Below are 26,369 nucleotides of genomic sequence, written 5' to 3' on the forward strand. Positions count from 1 at the left end.
CTTTTCGCAGGTCAATAAGGCCGCCATTTAGCCATAGCCGCTGCGACGGGTAAATATCTGACGTAAAAAATCCTTTGCTTATTCTTTTCCCTCATAACAGGCGAATATTTTCATAAGTCATTATTTGCCAGCGATTTATTTACAACTGATCATCATTCTCTGCACATTTTGCTTGTGTTTCTGAGTATTGTAATGATAATCACTATCATAAATATTACCTGTTTTTGCATTCGTTGACGGTGCTTTACATTTAAGGGTATTGGCATGTTTGTCCCATTTCTCATTATGTTACGCGAAGGCCTGGAGGCGGCGCTGATTGTCAGCCTGATCGCCAGCTATCTGAAACGCACCCAGCGCGGCAACTGGATTGGCGTGATGTGGATTGGCGTGATCCTCGCGGCGGCGCTGTGTCTTGGCTTAGGCATTTTTATCAACGAAACCACCGGTGAATTTCCTCAGCGTGAACAGGAGCTGTTCGAAGGGATCGTCGCGGTCATCGCAGTGGTGATCCTGACGTGGATGGTCTTCTGGATGCGCAATGTCTCACGCAACGTCAAGCAGCAGCTGGAGCAGGCCGTGGACAAGGCGCTACAGCGCGGCAATCACCATGGCTGGGCGCTGGTGATGATGGTCTTTTTCGCGGTCGCCCGTGAGGGGCTGGAGTCGGTCTTCTTTCTGCTGGCGGCATTCCAGCAGGATGTCGGCATCTGGCCGCCGCTGGGGGCGCTGCTGGGGCTGGCCACGGCTATCGTGCTGGGCTTCCTGCTCTACTGGGGCGGTATCCGTCTCAACCTCGGCGTGTTCTTCAAATGGACCAGCCTGTTTATCCTGCTGGTGGCCGCTGGCCTGGCCGCGGGGGCGATCCGCGCCTTCCACGAGGCGGGCCTGTGGAACCTGTTCCAGGAGACCGCCTTCGATCTGAGCGCTGTGCTGTCGACGCATACGCTGTTCGGCACGCTGCTGGAAGGGATCTTCGGCTACCAGGAGACGCCAAGCGTCAGCGAAGTGGCTGTCTATCTGCTTTATCTGATCCCGGCGCTGGTGCTGTTTGCGCTGCCGCCGCGAAATAATACGACTGCCTCGCGGGCTGCCTGACCGGGCGCTGCGAGCTTATAAGCGACACTCTACTTACCGAAAGGGATGATCATGATGATTCATTTTCGCCGTAATGCGCTGCGGGTGACCGTGGCTGCGCTGCTCTGCTCTGCATTCGGTGCTCAGGCTGCGGATATCCCGCAGGTCAAAGTCACCGTCAACGATAAACAGTGCGAGCCGATGCAGGTGACCGTTAACGCGGGTAAAACCCAGTTTATTATTCAGAACCACAGCCAGAAAGCGCTGGAGTGGGAGATTCTGAAAGGGGTCATGGTGGTGGAAGAGCGTGAGAACATCGCGCCGGGCTTTACCCAGAAGCTCACCGCGAACCTGCAGCCGGGCGAATATGACATGACCTGCGGCCTGCTCACCAACCCGAAAGGCAAACTGATCGTCACCGGCGCCCCCACCAAAGACGCGGCGAAAGCCGATGCGGTGCTGAGCCTCGGCGAAGCGATCACCGCTTACAAAGCCTATGTGACGGCGGAAACCGCGCAGCTGGTCAGCGGCACCAAAGCCTTTACCGACGCGGTGAAAGCGGGCGATATCGAGAAAGCGAAAGCGCTGTACGCCCCGACGCGCCAGCATTACGAGCGCATCGAGCCGATCGCCGAGCTGTTCTCTGACCTTGACGGCAGCATCGACGCCCGCGAAGACGACTTCGAGAAAAAAGCGGAAGATCCGAAATTCACCGGTTTCCACCGTCTGGAAAAGGCGCTGTTTGGCGATAACAGCGTCAAGGGCATGGAAAAATATGCCGATCAGCTGAACAGCGATGTGCTGGAGCTGCAAAAACGCATCAGCGAGCTGGCGTTCCCGCCGTCAAAAGTCGTGGGCGGTGCGGCAGGATTAATTGAAGAAGTCGCGGCCAGCAAGATCAGCGGTGAAGAAGATCGCTACAGCCATACCGACCTGTGGGACTTCCAGGCCAATATTGACGGCGCGCAGAAAATTGTCGACCTGCTGCGCCCGCAGCTGCAAAAAGAGAACAGCGCGCTGCTGGCGAAAGTGGACGCCAACTTTAAGAAAGTGGACAGTATCCTCAGCAAATACCGCACCAAAGACGGTTTCGAAACTTACGATAAGCTGACCACCGCTGACCGTAATGCGCTGAAAGGGCCGATCACCACCCTGGCGGAAGATCTGGCTCAGCTGCGCGGGATCCTGGGTCTGGACTAAGTCGATGGCACAACAGAAACCACACGACGTGAACGAGCCGTCACGTCGTCGCTTACTGAAAGGGATCGGCGCGCTTGGCGGCGCGCTGGCCATCACCGGCGGCTGCCCGGTGGCACATGCGGCAAAAGCGGAAAGTTCCCCCGGGACGCTCGCACCCGACGCGCGTCAGGAAAAACAGCCATTCTACGGCCGGCATCAGGCGGGCATTCTGACGCCGCAGCAGGCCTCGATGATGCTGGTGGCGTTCGACGTGCTGGCGTCAGATAAAGCCGACCTCGAGCGTCTGTTCCGGCTGCTGACCCAGCGTATCGCCTTTTTAACCCACGGCGGCCCGGCGCCGGATACGCCTAATCCCCGGCTGCCGCCGATGGATTCCGGCATCTTAGGGCCGTGGATTGCCCCGGATAACCTGACCATCACCGTCTCGGTCGGCCATTCGCTGTTTGATGAGCGCTTTGGTCTCGCGGATAAAGTGCCGAGAAAACTGCAGCCGATGACTCGCTTCCCCAATGATTCGCTGGATGCCGCCCTGTGCCATGGCGACCTGCTGCTGCAGATCTGCGCCAATACTCAGGATACGGTGATCCACGCCCTGCGCGATGTCATCAAACATACGCCGGATTTGCTCAGCGTGCGCTGGAAGCGGGAAGGGTTTATCTCCGATAGCGCGGCGCGCAGCAAAGGCAAAGAGACCCCCATCAACCTGCTGGGTTTCAAAGACGGCACCGCTAATCCGGCGAGCCATGACAGCGCGCTGATGGATCAGGTCGTGTGGGTAACGGCGGATCAGGACGAGCCGGCCTGGGCCGTGGGCGGCAGCTATCAGGCGGCGCGCATCATCCAGTTTCACGTCGAGTTCTGGGACCGGACGCCGCTGAAAGAGCAGCAGACGATCTTTGGCCGCGACAAACACACCGGAGCGCCGCTGGGGATGAAAAACGAGCACGATACCCCGGATTACAGCAACGATCCTGGCGGCGAGACGATCGCGCTGGATAGCCATATTCGTCTGGCCAATCCTCGCACGCAGGAAACCCAGTCCAGCCTGATGATGCGCCGCGGCTACAGCTATTCGCTGGGCGTCACTAACGCCGGGCAACTGGATATGGGGCTGTTGTTCGTTTGCTATCAGCACGATCTGGAAAAGGGCTTTCTGACGGTGCAGAAACGGCTTAACGGCGAGGCGCTGGAGGAGTACGTCAAACCCATTGGCGGGGGCTACTTCTTTGTTTTACCCGGCGTAGTGGATGACAAGCACTACCTGGGACAGACGCTGCTGCAGGCCTGATACCGACCCTGTCCGCAAGGGCAGGGCGTTTTCTGCTGTTTTTCTCATTTTTCTTATATTTCCTGCCATGTGTTATATTTCTGTAATACAAATGACCGATAGTCTCCTACACTTGCTTAAGAACTATTTGTTGCGTCATTGTGAAAAATAAGTTGCATTAAGAATCTTTTTTGATGTACTTATTACATACGCGGTAGTTCCCGGCAGTGTGACGTTTCACTATGGAGATCGCGAATGGTAAGGTCCCGTACCGGACAACGTAAAACCACAGACCGTACTCTTCAGCACGGAAGCCCCGCTTCCGGCAGCGATTTTCTCACTCTTTCTCCCTCCGCTTCGAATTATTATCACCTTGGCAGGGTACGCGGTGCGCGTAGCCGCGACTCGTTGTCAGTTCTACCGGCAAGCAATGGCTTACAAGGAAGCCAAACCTCAATCGTTCGTGCGCATAGTCGCGTCGATGTTGACGCGTGTGATGTAAACCTACAACGCAAGGTGCTATCCATGGGAAGACAAAAAGCAGTGATCAAAGCTCGTCGTGAAGCAAAACGTGTGCTGAGACGGGATTCACGCAGTCATAAGCAGCGTGAAGAAGAATCGGTCACATCGCTTGTGCAAATGAGTGGCGTAGAAGCAATTGGCATGGCGCGGGACAGCCGTGATACTTCCCCAATTGAGGCGCGCAATGAGGCTCAGGCGCATTATCTGAATGCCATCGACAATAAACAGCTGATTTTCGCCACCGGCGAAGCCGGATGCGGCAAGACCTGGATTAGTGCGGCGAAGGCAGCGGAAGCGCTGATCCATAAGGATGTGGACAGAATTATTGTTACCCGTCCCGTTCTGCAGGCCGACGAAGATCTCGGCTTCTTACCGGGAGATATCGCCGAGAAGTTCGCGCCCTATTTCCGACCGGTTTACGACGTGCTGGTGAAAAGGTTGGGGGCTTCCTTTATGCAGTACTGCCTGCGTCCGGAAATCGGCAAGGTGGAAATCGCGCCGTTCGCCTATATGCGCGGACGTACCTTTGAAAATGCGGTGGTGATTCTGGACGAGGCCCAGAATGTGACCGCAGCGCAAATGAAGATGTTTTTAACCCGCCTCGGGGAGAACGTGACGGTCATCGTCAATGGCGATATCACCCAGTGCGACTTGCCCTCTGGTGTGAGATCTGGCCTAAGTGATGCGCTGGCGCGTTTTGAGGAAGACGAGATGATCGGCATCGTGCGTTTCACCACCGATGACTGCGTGCGCTCAGCCCTCTGCCAGCGGACGCTGAAAGCCTATTATTGAGCGTCATACTGTGAGCAAGGCCCGGGCTAGCCCGGGCTTTGTTGTTTTGATCTTTGCGACAGACTGAAGTGCGGATAAAATTTCTGTTTTGAGGGATCCATCGCTGTAGGTGATAGAATTTCTTCTCTGTAATACAAGAATATCTGCTTTGCTATACATAAGCGCCTTTCTAATAATTTCTTTCGTCTTACGCCGTTTTACTCATTTAATTGTATGGATACTTGTAAGGGAAGCACTATGGTCGTACATGGGAAAGTTATCAAGTTATTAATTACTATTTTGATGGTGGGGTTGTCATCTGCTGCTTATAGTAAAGATTATCAGGCAGGGAAAAACTTCACTGTCATTAATTCTACTGTTAAGCAACCGCCGCAACTGGTTGAGTTTTTTTCCTTCTACTGCGGACCTTGTTATGCGTTTGCAGAGCGCATCAATGTTGATACAGCTATCAGAAAGCGCCTGCCCGACGATATGAAACTGGAAAAATACCATGTCAGCCAGATGGGACCTTTAGGACCAGCATTAACAGAAGCATGGGCCGTAGCACAATATGCTGGGGTAGATGGCAAGGTGGAAAAGTTATTGTTTGAAGGCTTACAGGTTAAGCGTGATATTAAAACGACAGCTGATATTGTTAAGGTCTTTAATCAACTTGGCATTACGTCCGAGAAATATGCCGAAATGCAAAGTAATTTTATGGTAAAAGCTTTAATTGCCAGACAGGACAATCTGGTCGAAAAAATGAAAGTAAGTGGTACGCCTTCTTTTTATGTTTCAGGGAAATATCATATTAACAATGCATCACTCGCGCAAGATGACTATGATACCTATGCAGAGGATATGGCGAATCTGGTTTTATTTTTGCTTAACAAATCCCAGTGACGTGAAGTGAGATAGTTTCATTCGGATTGTCTTTTTCGTTCTGTCCAGGTGGTTGCGCCAGTTGTCGAACCCCGGTCGGGGGTTCTCATCCGCCCCCAGCGGAGAATATAAAAGAAAAGAGCCCGTACTTGCGTACGAGCTCTTCTTAAAATATGGCGGTGAGGGGGGGATTGACTCGCTTCGCTCGCCCCTGCGGGGCAGCCCGCTCGCAGGCTCGCGGTCTGTCCAACTGGCGTTGCCAGTTGTCGAACCCCGGTCGGGGGTTCTCATCCCCCCCCAGCGGAGAATATAAAAGAAAAGAGCCCGTACTTACGTACAGGCTCTCATCTCGAATATGGCGGTGAGGGGGGGATTCGAACCCCCGATACGTTGCCGTATACACACTTTCCAGGCGTGCTCCTTCAGCCACTCGGACACCTCACCATATTGTCTTGCTGCTCACCTTGGGTGGGCAACGGGGCGCTACTATAGGGAGTTGCGTTTAAACGGTCAAGCATAATTTCTTCTTTCTTTACCGACCGCTCACGCAATGAACAACGCCCCGCTGCGACGTAGCGGGGCAGGCGTTTTAGCGCTGGGAATCAAGCTGTTCGTTATTCTTCACGACGTCCTGCGCTTTGCTATAGCTTTCGATCAGCAGCTGGTAGGCCGGGAAGACTTTGGTGTACACCTCCGCCCATTCTGCGGCGTCCGGGCGATTCCAGGTACGCTGCAGCTCAGAGGCGACGGCGGCGGTATCCATCGGCACTACGCCGGCCTGTACCACGCGAGCCAGGGTGATCTCCTGCGCCATTTTGCTGTAGGTGCCGGAAGCGTCAATCACGGCAAACACTTTATAACCGTCGGCGACGGCGGCAATCGCCGGGAAGGCCATGCAGACGCTGGTGATGGTCCCGGCGATAATCAGCGTTTTGCGACCGGTCGCTTTCACCGCGGCGACGAATTCCGGGTTATCCCAGGCGTTGATCTCGCCTTTACGGGCGATGTACGTCGCATGCGGCGCGTTCTCATGAATCTCCGGGATCAGCGGACCGTTCGGCCCCTGCGGCACGGAAGCGGTGGTGATCACCGGGATCCCGGCAAGCGAGGCCATCTTCGCCAGCGCGGCGGCGCGAGCGCGCAGCTCTGGCATCGGCATATCGCCGACGGTCTGGAACAGGCCGCTCTGGTGGTCAATCAACAGCATGGCGGTATCGTTGACATCAATCACCGGACGAGCACCGTTAAAGTTAGCGGGAGTTGACATAGCATTCACCTCAATGAGTTAGATTTGGCCAAAGCGGCCGCTGTTAAAATCGCGAACGGCTTCTGCGATCTGTGTTTTGTTATTCATGACAAAGGGGCCATAGCCCACAATCGGCTCCTGCAGCGGTTCGCCGGCCATCAGCAGAACTTTTGCCTGGGTTGTCGCCTCCAGGTGCAATGCGTCTCCTGCCTGGCTCAGGACGGCGAGCTGGCCTTCGCGGGCGGATTCGGAACCGTTGATGATCACTTCCCCTTCCAGTACCACCAGCGCAGTACTCCAGCCTTCCGGCTGGCGAAGCGTGAGGTCGTGCCCCTGATTCAGCTGCAGATCCCACACGTTAAGCGGTGAGAAGGTATGGGCCGGGCCGCTGACGTCGTCATACTGGCCGGCAATAACCCGAACCTGTCCGGCGCCATTCGCCAGCGCGGCGGTGGGGATTGTCCCGGCGGTAATGCTCTGGTAGCCGGGGGCCGTCATTTTGTCTTTGGCGGGCAGGTTGACCCACAGCTGGAGCATCTTCAGCTCGCCGCCGCTGCGGGTGAAGGCCTCCGAGTGGAACTCTTCGTGCAGGATCCCGGCGCCGGCCGTCATCCATTGCACGTCGCCTGGGCCGATCACCCCGCCGCGTCCGGTGGAGTCACGATGCTCTACTTCACCGGCGTAGACGATAGTGACGGTTTCGAATCCGCGATGCGGATGCTCACCGACGCCGCGTTTATCGCTGCCTGCCGGGAAGGTGTACGGCCCGGCATAGTCGAGCAGTAAGAAGGGGCTCAACTGCTGGCCGTGCGTCTGATAGGAAAACATCGAACGAACCGGGAAGCCGTCGCCTACCCAATGCTGCGCAGGCGCGGTGTAGACTCCTGTAATCTGTTTCATGGCTTTCTCCTGTGTATCGGTATCTGATGTGAATAAGCTTATATCCGGGACGACGTGTGCGGTAGTAAGCAAAAATGACCTATACTGTTCCAAAAATGGAACAATGGAGGAAGGATGCAGGATCTCAATGACTTCGCCTGGTTTGTCCAGGTCGTGGACCATGGCGGTTTCGCCGCGGCGGGGCGAGCGCTTGACCAGCCGAAATCCAAGCTCAGCCGCCGTATTGCGCAACTCGAGGAGCGGTTGGGCGTGCGTTTGATTCAGCGAACCACTCGCCAGTTCGCGGTCACCGAGGTCGGGCAGACCTTTTACCAGCATTGCAAAGCGATGCTGATTGAGGCCGAGGCGGCGCAGCAGGCGGTCGACACGCTGCGCGCCGAGCCGCGCGGCAGCGTCAGGATCACCTGTCCGGTCACCTTGCTGCATGTCCATATCGGACCGATGCTGGCGCGATTTATGGCGCGCTATCCCGGGGTAACATTGCATCTTGAGGCGACCAATCGCCGGGTGGATGTGGTCGGTGAGGGCATTGATGTGGCGATCCGCGTCCGTCCCCGGCCAATCGAGGACAGCGACCTGGTGATGCGCGTGCTGGCGGACCGCGGGCACCGGCTGGTGGCCAGTTCGCAGCTGATTTCCCGGCTCGGACGCCCGCAGGCGCCGTCTGAGCTGAGCGACTGGCCGGGGCTCAGCCTGGGGGCGAACAAGCATCAGCATAAATGGCAGCTTACCGGGCCTGAAGGGGCAAGGGCGGAGGTGTATTTCACGCCGCGAATGGTGACCACCGATATGCTGGCGCTGCGCGAGGCGGCGATAGCCGGCGTGGGGGTGGTGCAGCTTCCTTTATTGATGGTGCGCGATCAGCTGGCGTCAGGGGAGTTAGAGGTGGTACTGGATGAGTGGCAGCCGCGGCGGGAAGTGATCCATGCGGTATTTGCCTCCCGGCGCGGGCTGCTGCCCTCCGTTAGAGCGCTGGTGGATTACCTCAGCGAAGAGTATCAGCGAATGGAGGAGGATTAGCTTCGGGATTCGCTTTTCCCGGGGGGCGTCCCCCCAGCGGAGAATATAAAAGAAAAGAGCCCGTACTTGCGTACAGGCTCTCATCTCGAATATGGCGGTGAGGGGGGGATTGACTCGCTTCGCTCGCCCCTGCGGGGCAGCCCGCTCGCAGGCTCGCGGTCTGTCCAGGTGGCGTTGCCAGTTGTCGAACCCCGGTCGGGGGTTCTCATCCCCCCCCCGGCGGGTGCCACATGCGAAAAAAAAGCCCGTACTTGCGTACGAGCTCTTCTTAAAATATGGCGGTGAGGGGGGGATTGACTCGCTTCGCTCGCCCCTGCGGGGCAGCCCGCTCGCAGGCTAGCGGTCTGTCCAACTGGCGTTGCCAGTTGTCGAACCCCGGTCGGGGGTTCTCATCCCCCCCAGCGGAGAATATAAAAGAAAAGAGCCCGTACTTGCGTACAGGCTCTCATCTCGAATATGGCGGTGAGGGGGGGATTGACTCGCTTCGCTCGCCCCTGCGGGGCAGCCCGCTCGCGGGCTCACGGTCTGTCCAACTGGCTGCGCCAGCTGTCGAACCCCGGTCGGGGATTCTCATCCCCCCCAGCGGGTGCCACATGCGAAAAAAAAGCCCGTACTTGCGTACGAGCTCTTCTTAAAATATGGCGGTGAGGGGGGGATTCGAACCCCCGATACGTTGCCGTATACACACTTTCCAGGCGTGCTCCTTCAGCCACTCGGACACCTCACCATATTGTCTTTCCCGTTGTTGTCGGGAACGGGCGCTAATGTAGGGAAATACGTATCGCCCGTCAATCAACTTTTTGCAAAATCAGCGCGTTTAGACAAACTTCGAACAACTTGCTCCTTAAACGTGCGAAATCCGTTTTTTTTGTCGCCACCCCCTTTTCACTTTGCGACAAGGGGAAATTTGCTATGCTGGCAAACCAATAGAAAACAATGAGTAAAATAAGACGCCAGCATTAACCTGCCCCGGGCGTTTGCTATCAGGAGCCCCTATGGAGATTATTTTTTACCATCCGACCTTTGATACCCAATACTGGATCCGAGAGCTGGAAAAGCAGTTACCCGGCGTGCGAGTGCGCGAATGGAAAGCGGGCGATAACCAGCCGGCGGACTATGCCCTGGTCTGGCATCCACCGGTAGAGATGCTGCAGGGCAGGGCGCTGAAGGCCGTGTTCGCCCTGGGGGCGGGGGTGGATTCGATCCTCAGTAAGCTGCGCGATCATCCGGATATGCTGCCCCTGTCGATCCCGCTGTTTCGTCTTGAAGATACCGGCATGGGACGGCAGATGCAGGAGTATGCGGTGAGCCAGGTTCTGCACTGGTTCCGCCGGTTCGATGACTATCAGGCGCAGAAGCTGGCGTCCCGCTGGCAGCCGTTGCCTGAGTATCTTGCCGACGATTTCACCGTCGGGATTATGGGCGCCGGCGTGCTGGGGGCGAAGGTGGCGGAAAGCCTGCAACCCTGGGGATTCCCGCTTCGCGTCTGGAGCCGTAGCCGCAAAGCCTGGCCGCAGGTGCAGAGCTTTGCCGGCCAGGCCGAGCTGGGCACATTCCTGCAGGGGACCCGCGTGCTGATCAACCTGCTGCCGAACACCGCTGAAACCGTCGGCATTATTAACCAGACGCTGCTGGCGCAGCTGCCGGATGAGAGCTATGTCCTAAACCTTGCCCGCGGCGTGCATGTCGTTGAAGAAGATCTGCTGGCGGCGCTGAACAGCGGTAAGCTCAAAGGGGCAATGCTCGATGTCTTCAGTCGCGAACCGTTGCCCCAGGAGAGCCCGCTTTGGGCGCACCCGCGGGTGGCCATGACTCCCCACGTGGCGGCAGTCACCCGCCCGATGGAGGCCATTGCCTACATCGCCGGGACCATTAGCCGCCTGGAGCGAGGGGAACCGGTTAGCGGTCAGGTCGATCGTCAGCGCGGTTATTAAGGTAAGCAAACCCCGCCACGGCGGGGTTTTTGCTAATCAAGCGCCCGGATTCCTGCTATTCTTGCGGCAAACAGAAGAGGAGAATGTGATGTATCCCGTTGACCTGCACATGCATACCGTCGCCAGCACCCACGCCTACAGCACCCTGCACGATTATATTGCGGAAGCAAAGCGTAAAGGGATCAAACTCTTCGCCATTACCGATCACGGCCCGGACATGGCGGATGCTCCGCACTACTGGCATTTCGTTAATATGCGCATCTGGCCCCGTCTGGTGGACGGTGTGGGGATCCTGCGCGGAATTGAGTCGAATATAAAAAATATCGAAGGCGAGATCGACTGTTCCGGGCCGATGTTGACGTCGCTCGATCTGATCATCGCCGGATTCCACGAGCCGGTGTTTCCGCCGCAGGATAGCGCCACCCATACGCAGGCGATGATTGCCGCGATGGCCAGCGGTAAAGTGCATATGATTAGCCATCCGGGTAATCCGAAATTCCCGGTGGATATCCCGGCCATTGCCGAAGCGGCTGCCCGTTACCAGGTGGCGCTGGAGATCAATAACTCCTCTTTCGTTTCATCGCGCGTGGGCAGTGAAGATAACTGCCGGGCCATCGCCGCCGCGGTGCGCGACGCCGGAGGGTGGGTGGCGCTGGGCTCGGATTCTCACACTGCGTTTACCCTCGGAGAGTTTACCGAATGCCGCAAGATCCTCGATGCTGTCGATTTCCCGGAGGAGAGGATCCTCAACGTTTCTCCGCGTCGCCTGCTCGACTTCCTCGAGTCGCGTGGTATGCCGGCGATCCCGGAATTTGCTGACCTTTAATTTGTATAACTGGAATAACTGAATGAACGAGTTTTCAATCCTCTGCCGCGTGCTAGGTTCGCTGTATTACCGTCAACCGCAGGACCCGCTGCTGGTGCCGCTGTTTACCCTGATCCGCGAGGGCAAACTGGCCGCCAGCTGGCCGCTGGAACAGGACGAGCTGCTGGCGCGTCTGCAGAAAAGCTGTGAAATGCAGTCCCTGGCGACGGACTATAATGCGCTGTTCGTCGGTGAAGCCTGCAGCGTCCCGCCGTACCGCAGCGCGTGGGTGGAGGGTTCCTCGGAAGCGGAGGTCCGGGCTTTTCTGAGCGAGCATGGCATCCCGACGGGAGAAGGTCCGGCGGATCATCTCGGAGCGCTGCTGCTGGCCGCCTCCTGGCTGGAGGATCATGCCACAGAAGAGCAGAGCGAGACGCTGGAGCGCCTGTTTGCCGACTATATCCTGCCGTGGTGCGGGACAATGCTGGGGAAAGTCGAAGCGCATGCGCACACAGCGTTCTGGCGCACGATGGCGCCGTTGACCCGCGACGCCATCGCCGCGATGTGGGACGAGCTTCAGGAAGAAGATGAGCAATAAAATGTGATTTAAGTCACTATTTGAATGTAACTGAAATTAGGTTCATTCATATAGTGTGTTTTAGATCGCATTCTTCCGGCGCGTATCTGCTAGGATACGCGCCATGAACATACTCTTCGCAATCGCATTAACGACGGGCATTCTCTCCGGGATTTGGGGATGGGTGGCGGTCGCCCTCGGCCTGCTGAGCTGGGCCGGTTTCCTCGGCTGTACCGCCTATTTCGCCTGCCCGCAGGGCGGTCTGAAAGGTCTGGCCATCTCCTCCTGTACGGTAATGAGCGGCGTGGTCTGGGCGTTGGTGATTATCCACGGTAGCGCGCTGGCCCCGCAGCTGCAGATCCTCAGCTATATGATGACCGGCGTCGTGGCCTTTCTGATGTGCATCCAGGCGCGACAGACGCTGCTGTCGTTTGTCCCCGGCACCTTTATCGGCGCCTGCGCGACCTTCGCGGCAGACGGCGACTGGCGTCTGGTTATCCCTTCTCTGGCGCTGGGCCTGGTCTTTGGCTATGCCATGAAAAATAGTGGCCTGTGGCTGGCGGCCCGTGCGGATAAGCATAAATCGTTCGCCAATGACAACGCCTGAGCGGCGGGACGATAATAGCAACAGGACCCTCAGGGTCCTGTTTTTTTTACCTTCTTGTCGCCGGCGCGGCGGGATAATCTTGCTCCCGGGGGCGGGTATGCCCTAGTATCGGCAGAAAGCCGTATCTACGCGCTATGCCGACAGGAGGAGAAATGGCTGTTCAACCTGAAGTAATTCTCGGCGATATTACGACGCTTGATGTCGATGTGATTGTGAATGCGGCAAACCCCTCGCTGCTGGGCGGCGGCGGGGTGGATGGCGCGATCCACCGGGCGGCCGGTCCCGCGCTGCTGGCGGCCTGCAAGCAAGTGTTGCAGCAGCAGGGCGAATGTCCCCCTGGTCATGCGGTGATCACGATGGCGGGCGATCTTCCCGCCAGCGCGGTGATCCACACCGTGGGCCCGGTCTGGCACGGCGGCGACCGCATGGAGGCGCAAACCCTGGCCGATGCCTACAAAAACAGCCTGCAGCTGGCGGCGGCAAACAATTATCGCTCCATTGCGTTTCCGGCGATCAGCACCGGCGTGTATGGCTATCCGAAAGAGGAAGCGGCGGCGATCGCCGTGCGCACCGTGACCGCGTTTCTCACCCGCTATAACCCGCTTGAACGGGTCCTGTTCGTCTGTTTCGACGAGGAAACGGCGGCTATCTATCGTCGCCTGCTGGCGGCATACCCCTGATTCCGCAGAATAGGCTATGATAACCGCCGGTATTGACAGGAATGATGGATTGCAGGAGGGAGCAGGTGTCGGAAGGAAAAGTACAGCAGAAGCAGCAGGCGCGCCGCGCGGAGATCGTTGCCGCTGCGCAAAGATGTTTTGCGGCAAAGGGATTGCATGGCGCCTCTGTCGCTGATATCGCCCGCGAGGCGGGCCTGAGCGTCGGTCAGCTGTATCGCATTTTTGCCAGCAAGGAAGCGATCATCGAAGCGATTGTCAGCGAAATCGTCAACGCCAGGGTCGGGGAGATGATCGATGAGAACCACAATCTGGCGCGCAAAGCGGCGGTGCTGGCCGGCAGGATCCCGACTTCGTCAGCCACCAAAAGCGACAATTATCTGTTGATGGAAATTAACGCCGAAGCCTCGCGTAACCCACGCTTGCGCGAGATCCTGGTGCAGGCCGATCGGAGGTTGAAAGAGGAGGGCGGCCGTTTGTCGCAGCGCTATCATCCCGGTCTCGGCGATGCGCGACGCAATGCTGCTTCAGAGCTCATCGCCGTTCTGACGGAGGGGGCAGCCTACCGCTGTGAGCTGAGCGCCTCCACTCCGGTCGATAAAGCGGATTTAGAAGCCCTGTATAATATGATCTTCGATCGGCTGTTTGATGAGCAAGCGTAGCGCGGCACGCCTGGCGTGCCGCAAAGGCTAAAGGTTAGCTGGCCGAGGCCGGGGTTTTTGCCGGTTTGCTCATGGGTTTACCGGAGAACAGGAAACGCAGCAGCGGAATACGCAGATGAATTTCATACAGGATCAGGGCAATACCCACCACAAAAACCAACCCGCCAATAAAGCCTAAGGTATTCGACTTAATGGCCGGGGTGATCCACGCCCCGTACAGCAGCGTCAGCGGATGGTGCACCAGATAAATAAACAGCGAAGCATTGACGAAGTAGGTCACCCGCGCCGACTGGAAATTCAGCAGGCGATGGCCGAGCGAGAAGATCACATTTACCATCCACAGCCCCAGCACCATGGTGATCACCGATTCCGTTTCATACATCCAACCGTCGCCAGATCCATACTGCTGGTTCAGGCGGTAAGCGATGAATCCCAGCAGTGACGCCACGCAACACCATGGCGACGGGGTGGTGAACATCGCCTTTAAGCGCGGGTTAATAAAGGTCTGCGCCCCCAGCACAAAGAAGGGTAGATAGAACAGCGTCTGCATGACCACAAAGTTAAACAGACCATTGCTCAGCAGGGGCGGGTAGATCACGAACAATGACCGACGGATCAGCGCGTAAAGCACCCCCAGCGCGAGGAAAATCATCGTCAGCTGGCCCATGGTGACAGTGTCACCGAATGCGTGAGCGCCCGGAGCCGGGCGGCGCGTCAGCCATTTAAACAGCACCACCCCCAGCGAGGTCAGCACCACCAGGACCAGCAAAAACCAGAGGTGGGAAATGAGCTCCCACGCCAGGGTGTTGAATTTGTCGTACCCCGAAAGGGTGTGCCAGTTTTCCGCCTTGCCGTTGACGTACTGCAGCATAATAAACTGCGGCAGCGTCAGCAGCGGGATGGCGGTGAGCATCGGAATACCGACCCGTTCGACGCGCACTTTCCACCACTTTTTCAGCGGGTAGCGCAGGAACAGCATGTAGGAGAAATAGCCGGAGATCACGAAGAAGACCTGCATGCGGAAGGCATGAATGAAATCATTAAACAACGTCAGCCACCACGAGGGCTCTGCGCTGTTGACATGCCAGCTATGGCTGGAATAAATCAGCGAAATGTGAAAAGGGATCCCCAGCAGCATCAGCCAGGCGCGGATGCTGTCGAAAAAATATTCACGCTGTACCGGAGTATTATTCATACGATTCACGACAATCTCAGATAATTCGTCTTATCACTCAAGATGATAACGCTTACATTATCAGCAACCCTACATGAACTCGGGGTACCTGTCTCCAGGATAAGCACGCAAAGTGCAAACGGGACTGCGAACTGTTTATTCCCTGCGCCGCTACGCTGAACAAAGCAGGGATTATGTTGTCGGATTGCCTGAGTTTCCATTAAAATAGATCGGATCGATTTAAGCACACAAAGGGGGAAGTGCTTACTTATATGAAACATAAACCACAGATGATGAAAATGCGTTGGTTAAGCGCAGCCGTAATGTTGTCCCTGTGTACTTCATCTGCATGGGCATTTAGCATTGATGACGTTGCAAAAGAGGCCAAAACGTTAGCCGGGAAAGGCTATGAAGCGCCAAAGAGTAACCTGCCCTCCGCTTTCCGCGACATGAAATACGCGGACTACCAGCAAATTCAGTTTAATCACGATAAAGCTTACTGGAATAACCAGAAAACCCCATTCAAGCTTGAATTTTACCATCAGGGTATGTACTTCGACACGCCGGTCACCATCAATGAAGTGACGGCCACCAGCGTGCGCAAAATTAAATATAGCCCGGACTATTTTAACTTTGGTAACGTTCAGCACGATAAAGACACGGTGAAAGACCTTGGTTTCGCCGGCTTCAAAGTACTGTATCCGATCAACAGCAAAGATAAGAACGATGAAATCGTCAGCATGCTCGGTGCCAGCTACTTCCGCGTGCTGGGTCAGGGTCAGGTATACGGTCTGTCCGCGCGCGGTCTGGCTATCGATACCGCGCTGCCATCCGGCGAAGAGTTCCCGCGTTTTCGTGAGTTCTGGATCGAGCGTCCAAAAGCTACCGACAAGCGTCTGACTATCTATGCGCTGCTGGATTCGCCGCGGGCAACCGGCGCTTATCGCTTTGTGATCATGCCGGGACGCGATACCGTGGTGGATGTCCAGTCCAAAGTTTATCTGCGTGACAAAGTGGGCAAACTGGGCGTGGCGCCGCTCACCAGTATGTTCCTGTTTGGTTCCAACCAGCCTTCTCCGGCGCTGAACTATCGTCCGGCGCTGCACGACTCCAATGGTCTGTCGATCCTGGCGGGCAACGGCGAGTGGATCTGGCGTCCGCTGAACAATCCGAAACACCTGGCCGTTAGCAGCTATGCGATGGAAAACCCGCAAGGGTTCGGCCTGCTGCAGCGCGGCCGTCAGTTCTCGCGCTTCGAGGACCTTGACGATCGTTATGACCTGCGCCCGAGCGCCTGGATCACCCCGAAAGGGGAGTGGGGCAAAGGGAAAATCGAACTGGTCGAAATCCCGACCAACGATGAAACCAACGATAACATCGTGACTTACTGGACGCCGGATCAGCTGCCGGAGCCGGGCAAGGAGATGAACTTCAAGTACACCATCACCTTCAGCCGCGATGAAGACAAGCTGCATGCGCCGGATAACGCGTACGTTATGCAGACCCGCCGCTCTACCGGCGATGTGAAGCAGTCGAACCTGATCCGCCAGCCGGACGGCACCATTGCTTTCATTGTCGACTTCACCGGCGCCGATATGAAAAAACTGCCGGCGGATACCCCGGTCGCCGCCCAGGCGAGCACCGGCGATAACGCTGAAATCGTTGAAAATACCGTGCGTTACAATCCGGTGACCAAAGGCTGGCGAATGATCCTGCGTTTGAAGGTGAAAGATCCGAAGAAAACGACGGAAATGCGCGCCGCACTGGTTAACGGCGATGACACGTTGAGCGAAACCTGGAGCTATCAGCTGCCTGCCAATGAATAAGATAACGAAGTACATTGACGCATTGCCGCTGTCGGACGCCGAGAAATCGGCGCTGCCGGACACCAGCCTGCAGGCCGTTCATCAGGCCCTGGATGACGAACATCAGACCTTCGCCCGCGAAGACGACTCCCCGCTGGGGTCGGTCAAGGCGCGGCTGGCGCACAGCTGGCCGGATTCGCTGTCTGGCGATCAGCTGGTGAAGGATGATGAAGGCCGCACCCAGCTGCATGCGATGCCGAAAGCCAAGCGCTCCTCGATGATCCCGGACCCGTGGCGTACCAACCCGGTTGGCCGCTTCTGGGACCGTCTGCGCGGACGCGATGTCACGCCGCGCTATCTCTCCCGCCTGACGCAAGAAGAGCGCGAGAGCGAGCAAAAATGGCGTACCGTCGGCACCATTCGTCGCTACATCCTGTTGCTGCTGACGCTGTCGCAGACCGTGGTGGCGACCTGGTACATGAAAACCATTCTGCCTTATCAGGGCTGGGCGCTGATCAACCCGGCCGACATGGTGGGGCAGAACCTGTGGGTCTCGTTCATGCAGCTGCTGCCGTACGTGTTGCAGAGCGGCATTCTGATCCTCTTCGCGGTGCTGTTCTGCTGGGTTTCCGCCGGCTTCTGGACCGCGTTAATGGGCTTCCTGCAGCTGTTGATCGGCCGCGATAAGTACAGTATTTCCGCCTCGACGGTCGGTGACGAACCGTTGAACCCGGCGCACCGTACGGCGCTTATTATGCCGATCTGTAACGAAGACGTTGACCGCGTGTTCGCCGGGCTGCGGGCGACCTGGGAGTCGGTGAAAGCCACCGGCAACGCCGCCCATTTCGACGTCTATATCCTCAGCGACAGCTATAACCCCGATATCTGTGTCGCTGAGCAAAAGGCGTGGATGGAGCTGATTGCCGAAGTACAGGGCGAAGGGCAGATCTTCTACCGTCGTCGTCGTCGTCGCGTGAAGCGTAAGAGCGGCAACATCGATGATTTCTGCCGCCGCTGGGGCAGCCAGTATAGCTACATGGTGGTGCTGGATGCTGACTCGGTGATGACCGGAGAGTGTCTGAGCAGCCTGGTGCGCCTGATGGAAGCGAACCCGAACGCCGGGATCATCCAGTCATCCCCGCGCGCCTCGGGCATGGACACGCTGTATGCGCGTTGCCAGCAGTTTGCCACCCGGGTGTATGGTCCGTTGTTTACGGCGGGTCTGCACTTCTGGCAGCTGGGGGAGTCCCACTACTGGGGACACAACGCCATTATCCGCGTGAAGCCGTTCATTGAGCACTGCGCGCTGGCGCCGCTGCCGGGCGAGGGCAACTTTGCCGGGTCGATTCTGTCGCACGACTTCGTTGAAGCCGCGCTGATGCGCCGCGCCGGCTGGGGCGTGTGGATTGCCTACGATCTGCCGGGCTCCTATGAAGAGCTGCCGCCGAACCTGCTGGACGAGCTGAAACGCGACCGCCGCTGGTGCCAGGGCAACCTGATGAACTTCCGCCTGTTCCTCGTGAGAGGGATGCACCCGGTTCACCGGGCGGTGTTCCTTACCGGCGTGATGTCCTACCTGTCGGCGCCGCTGTGGTTTATGTTCCTTGCCCTGTCGACAGCGCTGCAGGTGGTGCATGCCCTGACCGAGCCGCAGTACTTCCTGCAGCCGCGTCAGCTGTTCCCGGTGTGGCCGCAGTGGCGTCCGGAGCTGGCTATTGCGCTGTTCGCCTCGACCATGGTGCTGCTGTTCCTGCCGAAGCTGCTGAGTATCATCCTGGTGTGGTGTAAGGGGCCGAAGGAGTACGGTGGATTTATCCGCGTGACGCTTTCCCTGCTGCTGGAGGTCCTGTTCTCGGTCCTGCTGGCGCCGGTGCGCATGCTGTTCCACACCGTCTTCGTGGTCAGCGCCTTCCTCGGCTGGGAAGTGGTGTGGAATTCGCCGCAGCGTGATGATGACTCCACGCCATGGGGAGAAGCCTTTATGCGTCACGGCTCGCAGCTGCTGCTGGGGCTGGTATGGGCGGTCGGAATGGCATGGCTGGATCTGCGCTTCCTGTTCTGGCTGGCGCCGATTGTCGTATCGCTGATCCTGTCGCCGTTCGTGTCGGCGATCTCCAGCCGGGCGACCGTGGGCCTGCGCACCAAGCGCTGGAAGCTGTTCCTGATCCCGGAAGAGTATTCGCCGCCGCAGGTGCTCAAGGATACCGATGCGTACCTGACGCTGAACCGTCAGCGTTCGCTGGACGATGGCTTTATGCACGCGGTGTTTAACCCGTCGTTTAACGCCCTCGCGACCGCGATGGCCACCGCGCGCCACCGTCAGGGTCATATCCTGGAGATCGCCCGCGAGCGCCATGTCGAGCAGGCGCTGAATGAAACGCCGGATAAGCTGAACCGCGATCGTCGACTGGTGCTGTTGAGCGACCCGGTAACCATGTCGCGTCTGCACTATCGCGTATGGGCCGCGCCGGAGAAATACTCCTCGTGGGTGAACGCCTATCAGCAGCTGGCGCTTAACCCGCTGGCGCTGAAAACGAAATAAGCCGTACGTTAAGGAAAATACCGGCAGCGATGCCGGTATTTTTTTATCTGAAACACGAGGTTGTGGATGCGAATACTACCTATCATTGCCATGGCGCTGCTGCTTAGCGGCTGCGGCAGCATTATTAGCCGGACGGTGCCCGGGCAGGGGCATGGCAATCAATATTACCCGGGCGTGCAGTGGGACGTTCGCGATTCAGGATGGCGCTATCTCACCATTCTGGACCTGCCGTTCTCGCTGGTTTTCGATACGCTGCTGCTGCCGCTGGACGCCAGCCACGGGCCCTATAACTGATTAACGCTCGTCCCACTCGTCGGCCGCCGTCTGTCCCTCTTCGGTGTCCAGCGAGGGCTCGAGCTGGAATTCACCTTCATCCCACTCATGGAGCGTATTTTCCTCCAGCCACTCCTGACGCAGCTCTATCTCATCATAATCCCCATCGAAGACGCTCTGCGCGGCTTCGCCGCTGAGCATCGGTAAGCATTCGCCTTGTTCCTCTTCGTCAGCAAAAAATTCGGCCTGCCAGGCGATATCGCCATCCTGCAGCACATACTTTTGAATATTGAGCTGCTCAACGTTAGCGCTCTCTTCATCGCTGTCAGGGTTGTTGGCGAGAAATTCTTCACGTGCTGCATCAATAGCTTCTTCGAGCGTGGCATAGAACATCGAATCCTTTGGCATAGCGAATCTCCTGAGAAGAATATGAATTGAACACGATTCAATCTATAGAAGGCGCCAGGCAAGGCGTCAAGGGGCTGAGCCCCTCTGGACGTTAATTTACTGAATGGCGGTCGGGCTGCGAGGCGTCCGCGGCTGGCCGGCGCAGGCTGAGGGTCGAATAGATCGCGTTAAACAACACCACTCCTGCGGTGACAAGGAAGACGGCGCGAAAGCCGTAGTTGGCGGAAACCGAGGCGCCGATCAGGGGGCCGGTGACGTTGCCAATATCACGAAATGACTGGTTATAACTGAAGATCCGCCCGGAGATCTGGCTGGTGGAGTTATACACCAGCAGGGTTTGCACCGCCGGCAGCAGCGCGCCGTCCGCGGCGCCGAGCAGGAATCGCAGGATACCTAACTGCAGCGGGGTCTGGACGAACGACATCGGGATCAGCAACAGCACCGAGATAATCAGCGCCACGATGAGGATTTTTTCCGGTCCGATACGATCCCCCAGTTTGCCCAGACGAGGGGCGCTCATCAGGGCGGCAATGCCCGGCACCGAGGCGATCATCCCGCTGATAAAGGCGATATTGCTGACGTTACCCGCCAGATCGCGCACGTAAAGCGTCAGGATCGGCGCAATGGAGCCGGTAGCGACCTGGATGATCAGCGAGGTGACAAACAGGCTGAGCACCAGTTTCGGATTCTGCAGCGAGGAGAACACCGCCTTCGCGCTGAGCATCTCTTTTTTGGCGATCGGGACAAAATTTTCACGGATTAAAAACAGGGTAAACAGGAAGCAGATAAACAGCACCGCCGCGGTCATAAAGAAGACAGTACGCAGGCCCCAGTGGTCGGCCAGGAAGCCACCCGCCAGCGGGCCGAGCAGGGCGCCGCTTACCGCGCCGGTTGACAGCGTGCCCAGCGCCCAGCCGCTTTTATGGCGCGGGATCTGGGTGGCAATCAGGGCGTTGGCATTGGGAATAAAGCCCCCCAGCAGGCCGAGCAGCGCGCGCAGTAGCAGAAACTGCCAGATATTCTGCGCCAGCCCCATCAACATCATGACGATGGCCATCCCGAGGGCTGAACGCAGCAGCATGATTTTACGTCCCTTGCGGTCAGCAAGTCCGCCCCAGAACGGCGAGGCGATGGCGGAGAAGAGAAAAGTGATGCTAAAGACCAGCCCGGACCACATGTTGAGGGCGCTATGCCCGGTGACGCCGAGTTGTTCGACGTAGAGCGGCAGAAAGGGCATGACCAGGCTGAAGGCGGCGCCGGTTAAAAAGCAGCCAAGCCAGGTGACGGTCAGGTTTCGTTTCCAGTTAATGGGGGTATCAGCAGACGACATAGGGTTCCACTGGCCTGCGCGGCAGGTCAAATTAAGAGAAAATATGAGCCTGCTAATTATGCGCCTGGGAAATAAATGCCGCAATGGAGGAGAGCTTTTAAAGCTAAAGCAGAGCGTAAAGCCTGAGCGCTGGGGATTCCCGGCCGGGAGGCGCGCGGCCGGGAAAAAGGTTCAGTAGCGGGAGGGCATCCCCTCGGGGCGGGTTTTAAAGCGGCGATGGAGCCACATATATTGTTCCGGGGCCATCATAATGCACTGCTCTACGATCTTATTCATCCACGCAGCGGTGGTTTCCGCGTCGTCCAGCGGCGGGGAGCACTCTGGCGGCAGGATAATCAGTTCATAACCTTTACCGTCCGGTTTACGGCGTGGAACAAAGGGCACGATGCAGGCTTTGGACATTTTCGCCAGCATCCAGGTGCCGGAGGTGGTCGCCGCCTGGTCTACGGCAAACAGTGGGGCGAAGACGCTGGCGGTCGGGCCGTAATCATGATCTGGCGCGTACCACACCACGTCGCCTTTTTTCAGCGCGCGGATCATGCCTTTCAGATCCTTGCGGTCGATCATGTCCTTGTTGGAGCGCAGTCGGCCCCAGGTCTGCAGCCAGTCGATGACCGGGTTATCGTTGGGACGATAGACGCCAATCCCCGGCTCGTTCATACCGAACATCCGCGCGCCCATTTCCAGTGTCAGGAAATGAATGCCGATCAGCAGAATGCCGCGCTGCTGCGCCTGCACAGCGCGAATATGCTCAAAGCCGATGGTGTCGGTCCAGCGGGCGATGCGGCGAACCGGCCAGAACCAGGCCATACCGGTCTCCATCAGCCCCATACCCACCGATTCAAAGTTCATCACCACCATCCGGTGACGTTCCTGCTCGCTTTTCTCGGGGAAGCAGAGCTCAAGGTTGCGATAGGCGATCTTCGCCCTGCGCTTCATAAATCGCATGGCCAGCCGGCCGATGGCGTTCCCGAGGCGGTAGATCAGCGGGTAGGGCAGTTGGACAACCAGCCACAGCAGGCCGATACCCAGCCACAGCAGCCAATAGCGCGGATGCAGCAGCGCCGGAGAAAATTTAGGCAAATGAGTCATTTCATACCCGTATCAGTGAGCAACATCTTATATTATCGCATTTTTTTACCGGCCAGCCAAAGGCGGCGACAGCCACATCGTTTTGTTAAGTGGGGGGCGACCGGTGAGAAAAATGTAGCGTAAAATGTAGGGATGTAAATTAATAAGCTTTGCTATATCATGCCCGCCGTTTATTTCCTCATTTCTATGTCGAGCAGGTACACCATGCCAGTGTTACACAACCGCATTTCAAATGAGACGTTAAAGGCGCAAATGCTGGCTGAAACCGAGCCGCGCACGACGATCTCGTTCTATAAATATTTCACCATTGTCGATCCGCAAGCGACCCGCGATGCGCTGTGGGTTGCCTTAACCCAGTTGAAAGTCTTTGGCCGCATCTATCTGGCCCGGGAAGGGATCAACGCACAAATCAGCGTGCCGGAAAGCAACGTTGAAGCCCTGCGTGAGTTTCTCAATGGCTTCGATCCGGCGCTGGCGGGGCTGCGTTTCAATATCGCTCTCGAGGACGACGGTAAATCGTTCTGGGTGCTACGTCTGAAAGTGCGCGACCGCATCGTTGCCGACGGCATCGACGATCCCTCTTTCGACGCCTCCAACGTCGGAGACTATCTCAAGGCGGCGGAGGTCAACGCGATGCTTGACGATCCGGATGCCGTGTTTATCGATATGCGCAACCACTATGAATATGAGGTGGGCCATTTCGAAAACGCGCTGGAGATCCCAGCGGATACCTTCCGCGACCAGTTGCCGAAAGCCGTTGAAATGATGCAGGACCATAAAGACAAGAAAATTGTCATGTATTGCACCGGTGGTATTCGCTGTGAAAAAGCCAGCGCCTGGATGAAGCATAACGGCTTCAATAAGGTCTGGCACATCGAGGGTGGCATCATTGAGTACGCCCGCCGCGCCCGTGAGCAGGGGCTGCCGGTGCGTTTCATTGGCAAAAACTTTGTCTTTGATGAACGGATGGGCGAGCGGATCTCCAATGACGTTATCGCGCACTGTCATCAGTGCGGCGCGCCGTGCGACACCCATACCAACTGCCTGAATGATGGCTGCCATCTGTTGTTTATCCAGTGCCCGAGCTGTGCCGAGAAGTTTGCCGGCTGCTGTAGCGAAGCCTGCATGGAAGAGCATAAGCTGCCGGAAGAGGAGCAGCGTCAGCTGCGCGCCGGGCGTGAAAACGGCAATAAAATCTTTAATAAATCCCGTGGCCGGCTGAATACCAAACTCGGGATCCTCGATCCTGAGCCGTCAGAAAAACCATAACCAGACAAGATCGATGATCGCCAGCAGCAGCCAGAGCGCCAGGTAGATCATAAAGTGCTCGCGGACGTTATTGACCAGCAAATTAAACAGGCGACGCATAACCGCTCTCAATGACTAACGGCCTCGACAGAGGCCGTTTTTTTGCCCGACGGCAAAAGTGCCGCATTCCATTACGCGTTAAAGCGCGCCAGCGAGAAGGGCGCCAGGTTGAAGCTCGAAGCTTCGCCCTGAGCAAACTGACTGGCAATTTCCCCCAGCACCGGGGCAAACTTAAAGCCGTGCCCGCTCAGACCGGTGATGAGCAGCGTGTCTGGTCTGCCGGGTAACGTATCGATAATAAAGTCTTCATCGACGGTATTATCGTAGGTACAGGAGGCGCCGTGCAGGCAGCCGCCGATCCCGGGCAGGACGTTACGCAAAAACGGAAACGATTCGGAGCCATCGCTGGCGACAGCGCCAAACGCCACTCGCTCCTGCGGCATGGAGATCGGCTGACCGCCGTTATGCTTGCCAATCTTCAGCTCGTTATCTTCCGCCGGGAAACCGTAGTATTGATCGCCGTTGGGCAACTCGCCGGTGAAGGCCGGGAAGTGATTCTTGCTGCTGTAACGGCCATCGGCCTGGTACCAGGCGAACACCTTGCGTACCGGCTGGATGGGGAGGTCCGGAAGCAGGCGGGTGACCCAGGTCCCGGCGCTGACCAGCAGCTTTTTACCATGATATTCACCGTCGAGGGTATCGATGGTGACCCCATCTGCATGGTGATGAATAGCCGAGACCGGGCAGTTGAATAGCTGCGCGCAGCCTGCTTCCCGCGCCAGACGGATCCAGGTTTCCACAGCCAGTTCGCTGCGCAGTACGCCGGAAGCGGGTTCAAAAATCGCCCGATAGTCATCGGGGAGGCGTATCTCCGGCCAGCGCTGCATCACCGCCTGGGCATCCAGCTCTTCCACCTCAAGCTGGAACGCACGGGCGCTGGCAGCAACGTTGGCGAGGAAAGGGGAGCTGGCGGGGCCGAGGTTTATGACGCCGGTGCGTTCAAACACGGCTTCGCCACTGATCTCGGCCAGTTCATCCCACAGCTGCTGGGCGCGCAGCACCAGCGGAACATATTTTTCACCTTCGCCATAGGCGTGACGGATAAGACGGCTGCTGCCGTGATGGCTGCCTTCCTGGTGAGGAGGCTGATGGGCATCGGTCATCAGAACATTGAGTCCGGCACGACGCGCATAATAGCCAGCGGCGGCGCCGACGGAGCCGCTGCCGATAATGATAAGATCGTATTGCATGGTGAGTTCCGGGTAATTGCCTTGTTAGCAGGGTAATTAACTCCCTGTGCTTATACAAGCCCGAAAATAATTCAGGCACCCGCAGGTGCCTGTTAAGCTTATTGTTAAGTCATTCCGCGTGCCGCGTTAATGTCTGCGGTACTCGTTTTCCTGGTATTCGCCAGATTCAATTTTCGCAATGCCTGCTTCCAGGATTGAAATAAACTGACGTGCGACGTCCGTCGTTAGCCATAGCGTCTGGCCTATCTCAGCATCATGACTGTTTTCTTGAGCGGGGTTCTGGTAGTGCAGGCGCAACATCAGCGCATCGTAGCTATCAACGGTGCTGATGTCCCATCCGACGAGGGGATGGGTCTGAATGACTTCATTATTTTTTTCCATCATAACCCCTTATTCATATGTTAAAAGACAACAATTCTCGAGGTTTAATGCATGTTTTTTGAAGCAAGTTAATTATATCAGGGATCAAGAATAAACTCGAGAAATTAAATGAAAGGCAGCATGATTTTCTTGTTTTGCCGCTTTTTTGCTCAAGATAAGCGTGCAAAACGGCCATTTTAGTCGATATTAAGCAGAATAATCAGGAATATTCTGAACATGAGAAGAGGATAAAAAAGCCGGGGCGACCCGGCAAAGAAAAGCACAATGAGGGAGCAAACCAGAGTAACTGGATCCCGCCATGCTTCAGGAGAGATCGTGGACAAACCAGTCGTCCGCGCTTTCCCAGGTTTCTTGCAGGATTTCGCTTATCCGGTCTTTGTCTTCTTTCAGGCCGCCGAACACCGAGAGCTGATTGCCCGTGGCGTAGCGGACGCTCACCTGGCTGTCGATGGCCGGGAACTGTTCGGCGATACGGCGAGAGAGTTCGTTATTCAGCGCTTCCAGCGCGCCGTTGGGTAAGGCGGTCGTTTTGGCGATAGAGACTTCAATGCGCATAATTGCCCCCTGTGTTTGATACTGGTTATTTATACAGTGTGCGCCGGGAGACCGGTAGAGATCAAGGGGTGAAAGTCCCCGACCATTGAAGGACCAGCAATCCACAA

The 26,369-nt window shown here is 57.1% G+C and carries 26 protein-coding genes, 2 tRNA genes and 2 other RNA genes; 16 read left to right on the forward strand and 14 right to left on the reverse strand.

The window, feature by feature from the left end; all coding sequences use genetic code 11:
- Positions 1 to 264: 264 nt before the first annotated feature.
- From efeU to L2I46_RS18685, 5 genes are all read left to right on the forward strand, one after another.
- Positions 265 to 1,095: an iron uptake transporter permease EfeU gene (gene efeU / locus L2I46_RS18665; protein ID WP_032452417.1), complete on the forward strand. Its 831-nt coding sequence runs from the start codon at positions 265 to 267 to the stop codon at positions 1,093 to 1,095.
- A gap of 51 nt (positions 1,096 to 1,146) precedes the next feature.
- Positions 1,147 to 2,274 (forward strand): iron uptake system protein EfeO, encoded by a 1,128-nt coding sequence (gene efeO / locus L2I46_RS18670; protein ID WP_236948136.1) that lies wholly within the window; start codon positions 1,147 to 1,149, stop codon positions 2,272 to 2,274.
- Between the two features lie 4 nt (positions 2,275 to 2,278).
- Positions 2,279 to 3,562, forward strand: a complete 1,284-nt coding sequence (efeB, locus tag L2I46_RS18675) for an iron uptake transporter deferrochelatase/peroxidase subunit (RefSeq protein WP_236948137.1) — start codon at positions 2,279 to 2,281, stop codon at positions 3,560 to 3,562.
- Positions 3,563 to 4,066: 504 nt separating this feature from the next.
- Positions 4,067 to 4,855, forward strand: a complete 789-nt coding sequence (gene phoH / locus L2I46_RS18680; RefSeq protein ID WP_002898923.1) for a phosphate starvation-inducible protein PhoH — start codon at positions 4,067 to 4,069, stop codon at positions 4,853 to 4,855.
- 237 nt (positions 4,856 to 5,092) lie between these two features.
- Complete coding sequence (locus tag L2I46_RS18685; protein ID WP_032452418.1) at positions 5,093 to 5,737, forward strand: DsbA family protein; 645 nt, start codon at positions 5,093 to 5,095, stop codon at positions 5,735 to 5,737.
- A 153-nt stretch (positions 5,738 to 5,890) separates the two neighbouring features.
- Here the strand turns inward: L2I46_RS18685 and L2I46_RS18690 are convergent.
- The 4 genes from L2I46_RS18690 to L2I46_RS18705 form a co-directional block, all read right to left on the reverse strand.
- A non-coding RNA gene (locus L2I46_RS18690) (RtT sRNA) lies at positions 5,891 to 6,028 on the reverse strand.
- Positions 6,029 to 6,072: 44 nt separating this feature from the next.
- Positions 6,073 to 6,160 (reverse strand) — tRNA-Ser (locus L2I46_RS18695).
- A gap of 145 nt (positions 6,161 to 6,305) precedes the next feature.
- Complete coding sequence (locus L2I46_RS18700) at positions 6,306 to 6,983, reverse strand: isochorismatase family protein (protein WP_085550675.1); 678 nt, start codon at positions 6,981 to 6,983, stop codon at positions 6,306 to 6,308.
- Positions 6,984 to 7,001: 18 nt separating this feature from the next.
- Entirely contained in the window at positions 7,002 to 7,862 is an 861-nt protein-coding gene (locus tag L2I46_RS18705; RefSeq protein WP_085550676.1) for a pirin family protein, read from the reverse strand.
- A gap of 114 nt (positions 7,863 to 7,976) precedes the next feature.
- On the opposite strand from L2I46_RS18705, the gene L2I46_RS18710 reads away from it, so the two are divergent.
- Positions 7,977 to 8,882, forward strand: a complete 906-nt coding sequence (locus tag L2I46_RS18710) for a LysR family transcriptional regulator (protein WP_023289111.1) — start codon at positions 7,977 to 7,979, stop codon at positions 8,880 to 8,882.
- Positions 8,883 to 9,158: 276 nt separating this feature from the next.
- Here the strand turns inward: L2I46_RS18710 and L2I46_RS18715 are convergent.
- Together L2I46_RS18715 and L2I46_RS18720 are read right to left on the reverse strand one after the other, a co-directional pair.
- A non-coding RNA gene (locus L2I46_RS18715) (RtT sRNA) lies at positions 9,159 to 9,296 on the reverse strand.
- A 225-nt stretch (positions 9,297 to 9,521) separates the two neighbouring features.
- Positions 9,522 to 9,609, reverse strand: a tRNA-Ser gene (locus L2I46_RS18720).
- Positions 9,610 to 9,877: 268 nt separating this feature from the next.
- Between L2I46_RS18720 and ghrA the strand changes: the two genes are divergently transcribed.
- From ghrA to L2I46_RS18750, 6 genes are all read left to right on the forward strand, one after another.
- Entirely contained in the window at positions 9,878 to 10,816 is a 939-nt protein-coding gene (ghrA, locus tag L2I46_RS18725) for a glyoxylate/hydroxypyruvate reductase GhrA (RefSeq protein WP_072420439.1), read from the forward strand.
- An 88-nt stretch (positions 10,817 to 10,904) separates the two neighbouring features.
- Complete coding sequence (locus L2I46_RS18730; protein WP_004204525.1) at positions 10,905 to 11,642, forward strand: phosphatase; 738 nt, start codon at positions 10,905 to 10,907, stop codon at positions 11,640 to 11,642.
- Between the two features lie 22 nt (positions 11,643 to 11,664).
- The gene (locus tag L2I46_RS18735) at positions 11,665 to 12,219 is read left to right on the forward strand and encodes a TorD/DmsD family molecular chaperone (RefSeq protein WP_236948138.1); all 555 of its coding nucleotides are present in this window, start codon (positions 11,665 to 11,667) and stop codon (positions 12,217 to 12,219) included.
- A gap of 103 nt (positions 12,220 to 12,322) precedes the next feature.
- Complete coding sequence (locus tag L2I46_RS18740) at positions 12,323 to 12,805, forward strand: DUF1097 domain-containing protein (RefSeq protein ID WP_044522057.1); 483 nt, start codon at positions 12,323 to 12,325, stop codon at positions 12,803 to 12,805.
- Between the two features lie 152 nt (positions 12,806 to 12,957).
- Positions 12,958 to 13,485, forward strand: coding sequence for an O-acetyl-ADP-ribose deacetylase (ymdB, locus tag L2I46_RS18745; RefSeq protein ID WP_023289115.1), 528 nt, complete (start codon positions 12,958 to 12,960; stop codon positions 13,483 to 13,485).
- Positions 13,486 to 13,550: 65 nt separating this feature from the next.
- Positions 13,551 to 14,144, forward strand: a complete 594-nt coding sequence (locus L2I46_RS18750; protein WP_105491113.1) for a TetR/AcrR family transcriptional regulator — start codon at positions 13,551 to 13,553, stop codon at positions 14,142 to 14,144.
- A 34-nt stretch (positions 14,145 to 14,178) separates the two neighbouring features.
- Here L2I46_RS18750 and mdoC read toward each other — a convergent pair whose 3' ends face one another.
- On the reverse strand, positions 14,179 to 15,339 hold the full coding sequence (gene mdoC, locus L2I46_RS18755; RefSeq protein ID WP_023289117.1) for a glucans biosynthesis protein MdoC: 1,161 nt from the start codon (positions 15,337 to 15,339) through the stop codon (positions 14,179 to 14,181).
- A gap of 251 nt (positions 15,340 to 15,590) precedes the next feature.
- Here mdoC and mdoG point away from each other — a divergent pair, with 251 nt between their 5' ends.
- The 3 genes from mdoG to L2I46_RS18770 all read left to right on the forward strand — a co-directional run bounded on the left by mdoG (position 15,591) and on the right by L2I46_RS18770 (position 19,959).
- Positions 15,591 to 17,144: a glucans biosynthesis protein MdoG gene (gene mdoG / locus L2I46_RS18760; protein WP_004140751.1), complete on the forward strand. Its 1,554-nt coding sequence runs from the start codon at positions 15,591 to 15,593 to the stop codon at positions 17,142 to 17,144.
- Positions 17,137 to 19,665, forward strand: coding sequence for a glucans biosynthesis glucosyltransferase MdoH (gene mdoH / locus L2I46_RS18765; protein WP_032452426.1), 2,529 nt, complete (start codon positions 17,137 to 17,139; stop codon positions 19,663 to 19,665). The genes mdoG and mdoH overlap by 8 nt, the downstream gene beginning before the upstream one ends.
- A gap of 66 nt (positions 19,666 to 19,731) precedes the next feature.
- Entirely contained in the window at positions 19,732 to 19,959 is a 228-nt protein-coding gene (locus L2I46_RS18770; protein ID WP_004204534.1) for a YceK/YidQ family lipoprotein, read from the forward strand.
- On the opposite strand, the gene L2I46_RS18775 is transcribed toward L2I46_RS18770, so the two are convergent.
- From L2I46_RS18775 to L2I46_RS18785, 3 genes are all read right to left on the reverse strand, one after another.
- Positions 19,960 to 20,346: a MysB family protein gene (locus tag L2I46_RS18775; protein WP_002898981.1), complete on the reverse strand. Its 387-nt coding sequence runs from the start codon at positions 20,344 to 20,346 to the stop codon at positions 19,960 to 19,962. It abuts the gene before it with no gap.
- A gap of 91 nt (positions 20,347 to 20,437) precedes the next feature.
- Complete coding sequence (gene mdtG, locus L2I46_RS18780) at positions 20,438 to 21,676, reverse strand: multidrug efflux MFS transporter MdtG (protein ID WP_032452427.1); 1,239 nt, start codon at positions 21,674 to 21,676, stop codon at positions 20,438 to 20,440.
- A gap of 171 nt (positions 21,677 to 21,847) precedes the next feature.
- Positions 21,848 to 22,768, reverse strand: a complete 921-nt coding sequence (locus tag L2I46_RS18785) for a Kdo(2)-lipid IV(A) acyltransferase (RefSeq protein WP_023289121.1) — start codon at positions 22,766 to 22,768, stop codon at positions 21,848 to 21,850.
- A gap of 204 nt (positions 22,769 to 22,972) precedes the next feature.
- Here L2I46_RS18785 and trhO point away from each other — a divergent pair, with 204 nt between their 5' ends.
- Positions 22,973 to 24,037: an oxygen-dependent tRNA uridine(34) hydroxylase TrhO gene (gene trhO / locus L2I46_RS18790; protein ID WP_023289122.1), complete on the forward strand. Its 1,065-nt coding sequence runs from the start codon at positions 22,973 to 22,975 to the stop codon at positions 24,035 to 24,037.
- Here trhO and L2I46_RS18795 read toward each other — a convergent pair.
- The 4 genes from L2I46_RS18795 to dinI all read right to left on the reverse strand — a co-directional run bounded on the left by L2I46_RS18795 (position 24,023) and on the right by dinI (position 26,262).
- Positions 24,023 to 24,136 (reverse strand): DUF2770 family protein, encoded by a 114-nt coding sequence (locus L2I46_RS18795; RefSeq protein ID WP_004204539.1) that lies wholly within the window; start codon positions 24,134 to 24,136, stop codon positions 24,023 to 24,025. The two genes, trhO and L2I46_RS18795, sit on opposite strands and share 15 nt — an antisense overlap.
- A gap of 71 nt (positions 24,137 to 24,207) precedes the next feature.
- Positions 24,208 to 25,326: an N-methyl-L-tryptophan oxidase gene (gene solA / locus L2I46_RS18800; RefSeq protein ID WP_023289123.1), complete on the reverse strand. Its 1,119-nt coding sequence runs from the start codon at positions 25,324 to 25,326 to the stop codon at positions 24,208 to 24,210.
- 126 nt (positions 25,327 to 25,452) lie between these two features.
- Entirely contained in the window at positions 25,453 to 25,707 is a 255-nt protein-coding gene (gene bssS, locus L2I46_RS18805) for a biofilm formation regulator BssS (RefSeq protein WP_023289124.1), read from the reverse strand.
- A 303-nt stretch (positions 25,708 to 26,010) separates the two neighbouring features.
- On the reverse strand, positions 26,011 to 26,262 hold the full coding sequence (gene dinI, locus L2I46_RS18810) for a DNA damage-inducible protein I (RefSeq protein WP_023289125.1): 252 nt from the start codon (positions 26,260 to 26,262) through the stop codon (positions 26,011 to 26,013).
- Between the last annotated feature and the right edge of the window lie 107 nt (positions 26,263 to 26,369).

The organism is Klebsiella sp. 2019SCSN059, from assembly GCF_021739525.1.
In the GTDB taxonomy this organism is placed as follows: domain Bacteria; phylum Pseudomonadota; class Gammaproteobacteria; order Enterobacterales; family Enterobacteriaceae; genus Klebsiella; species Klebsiella quasipneumoniae.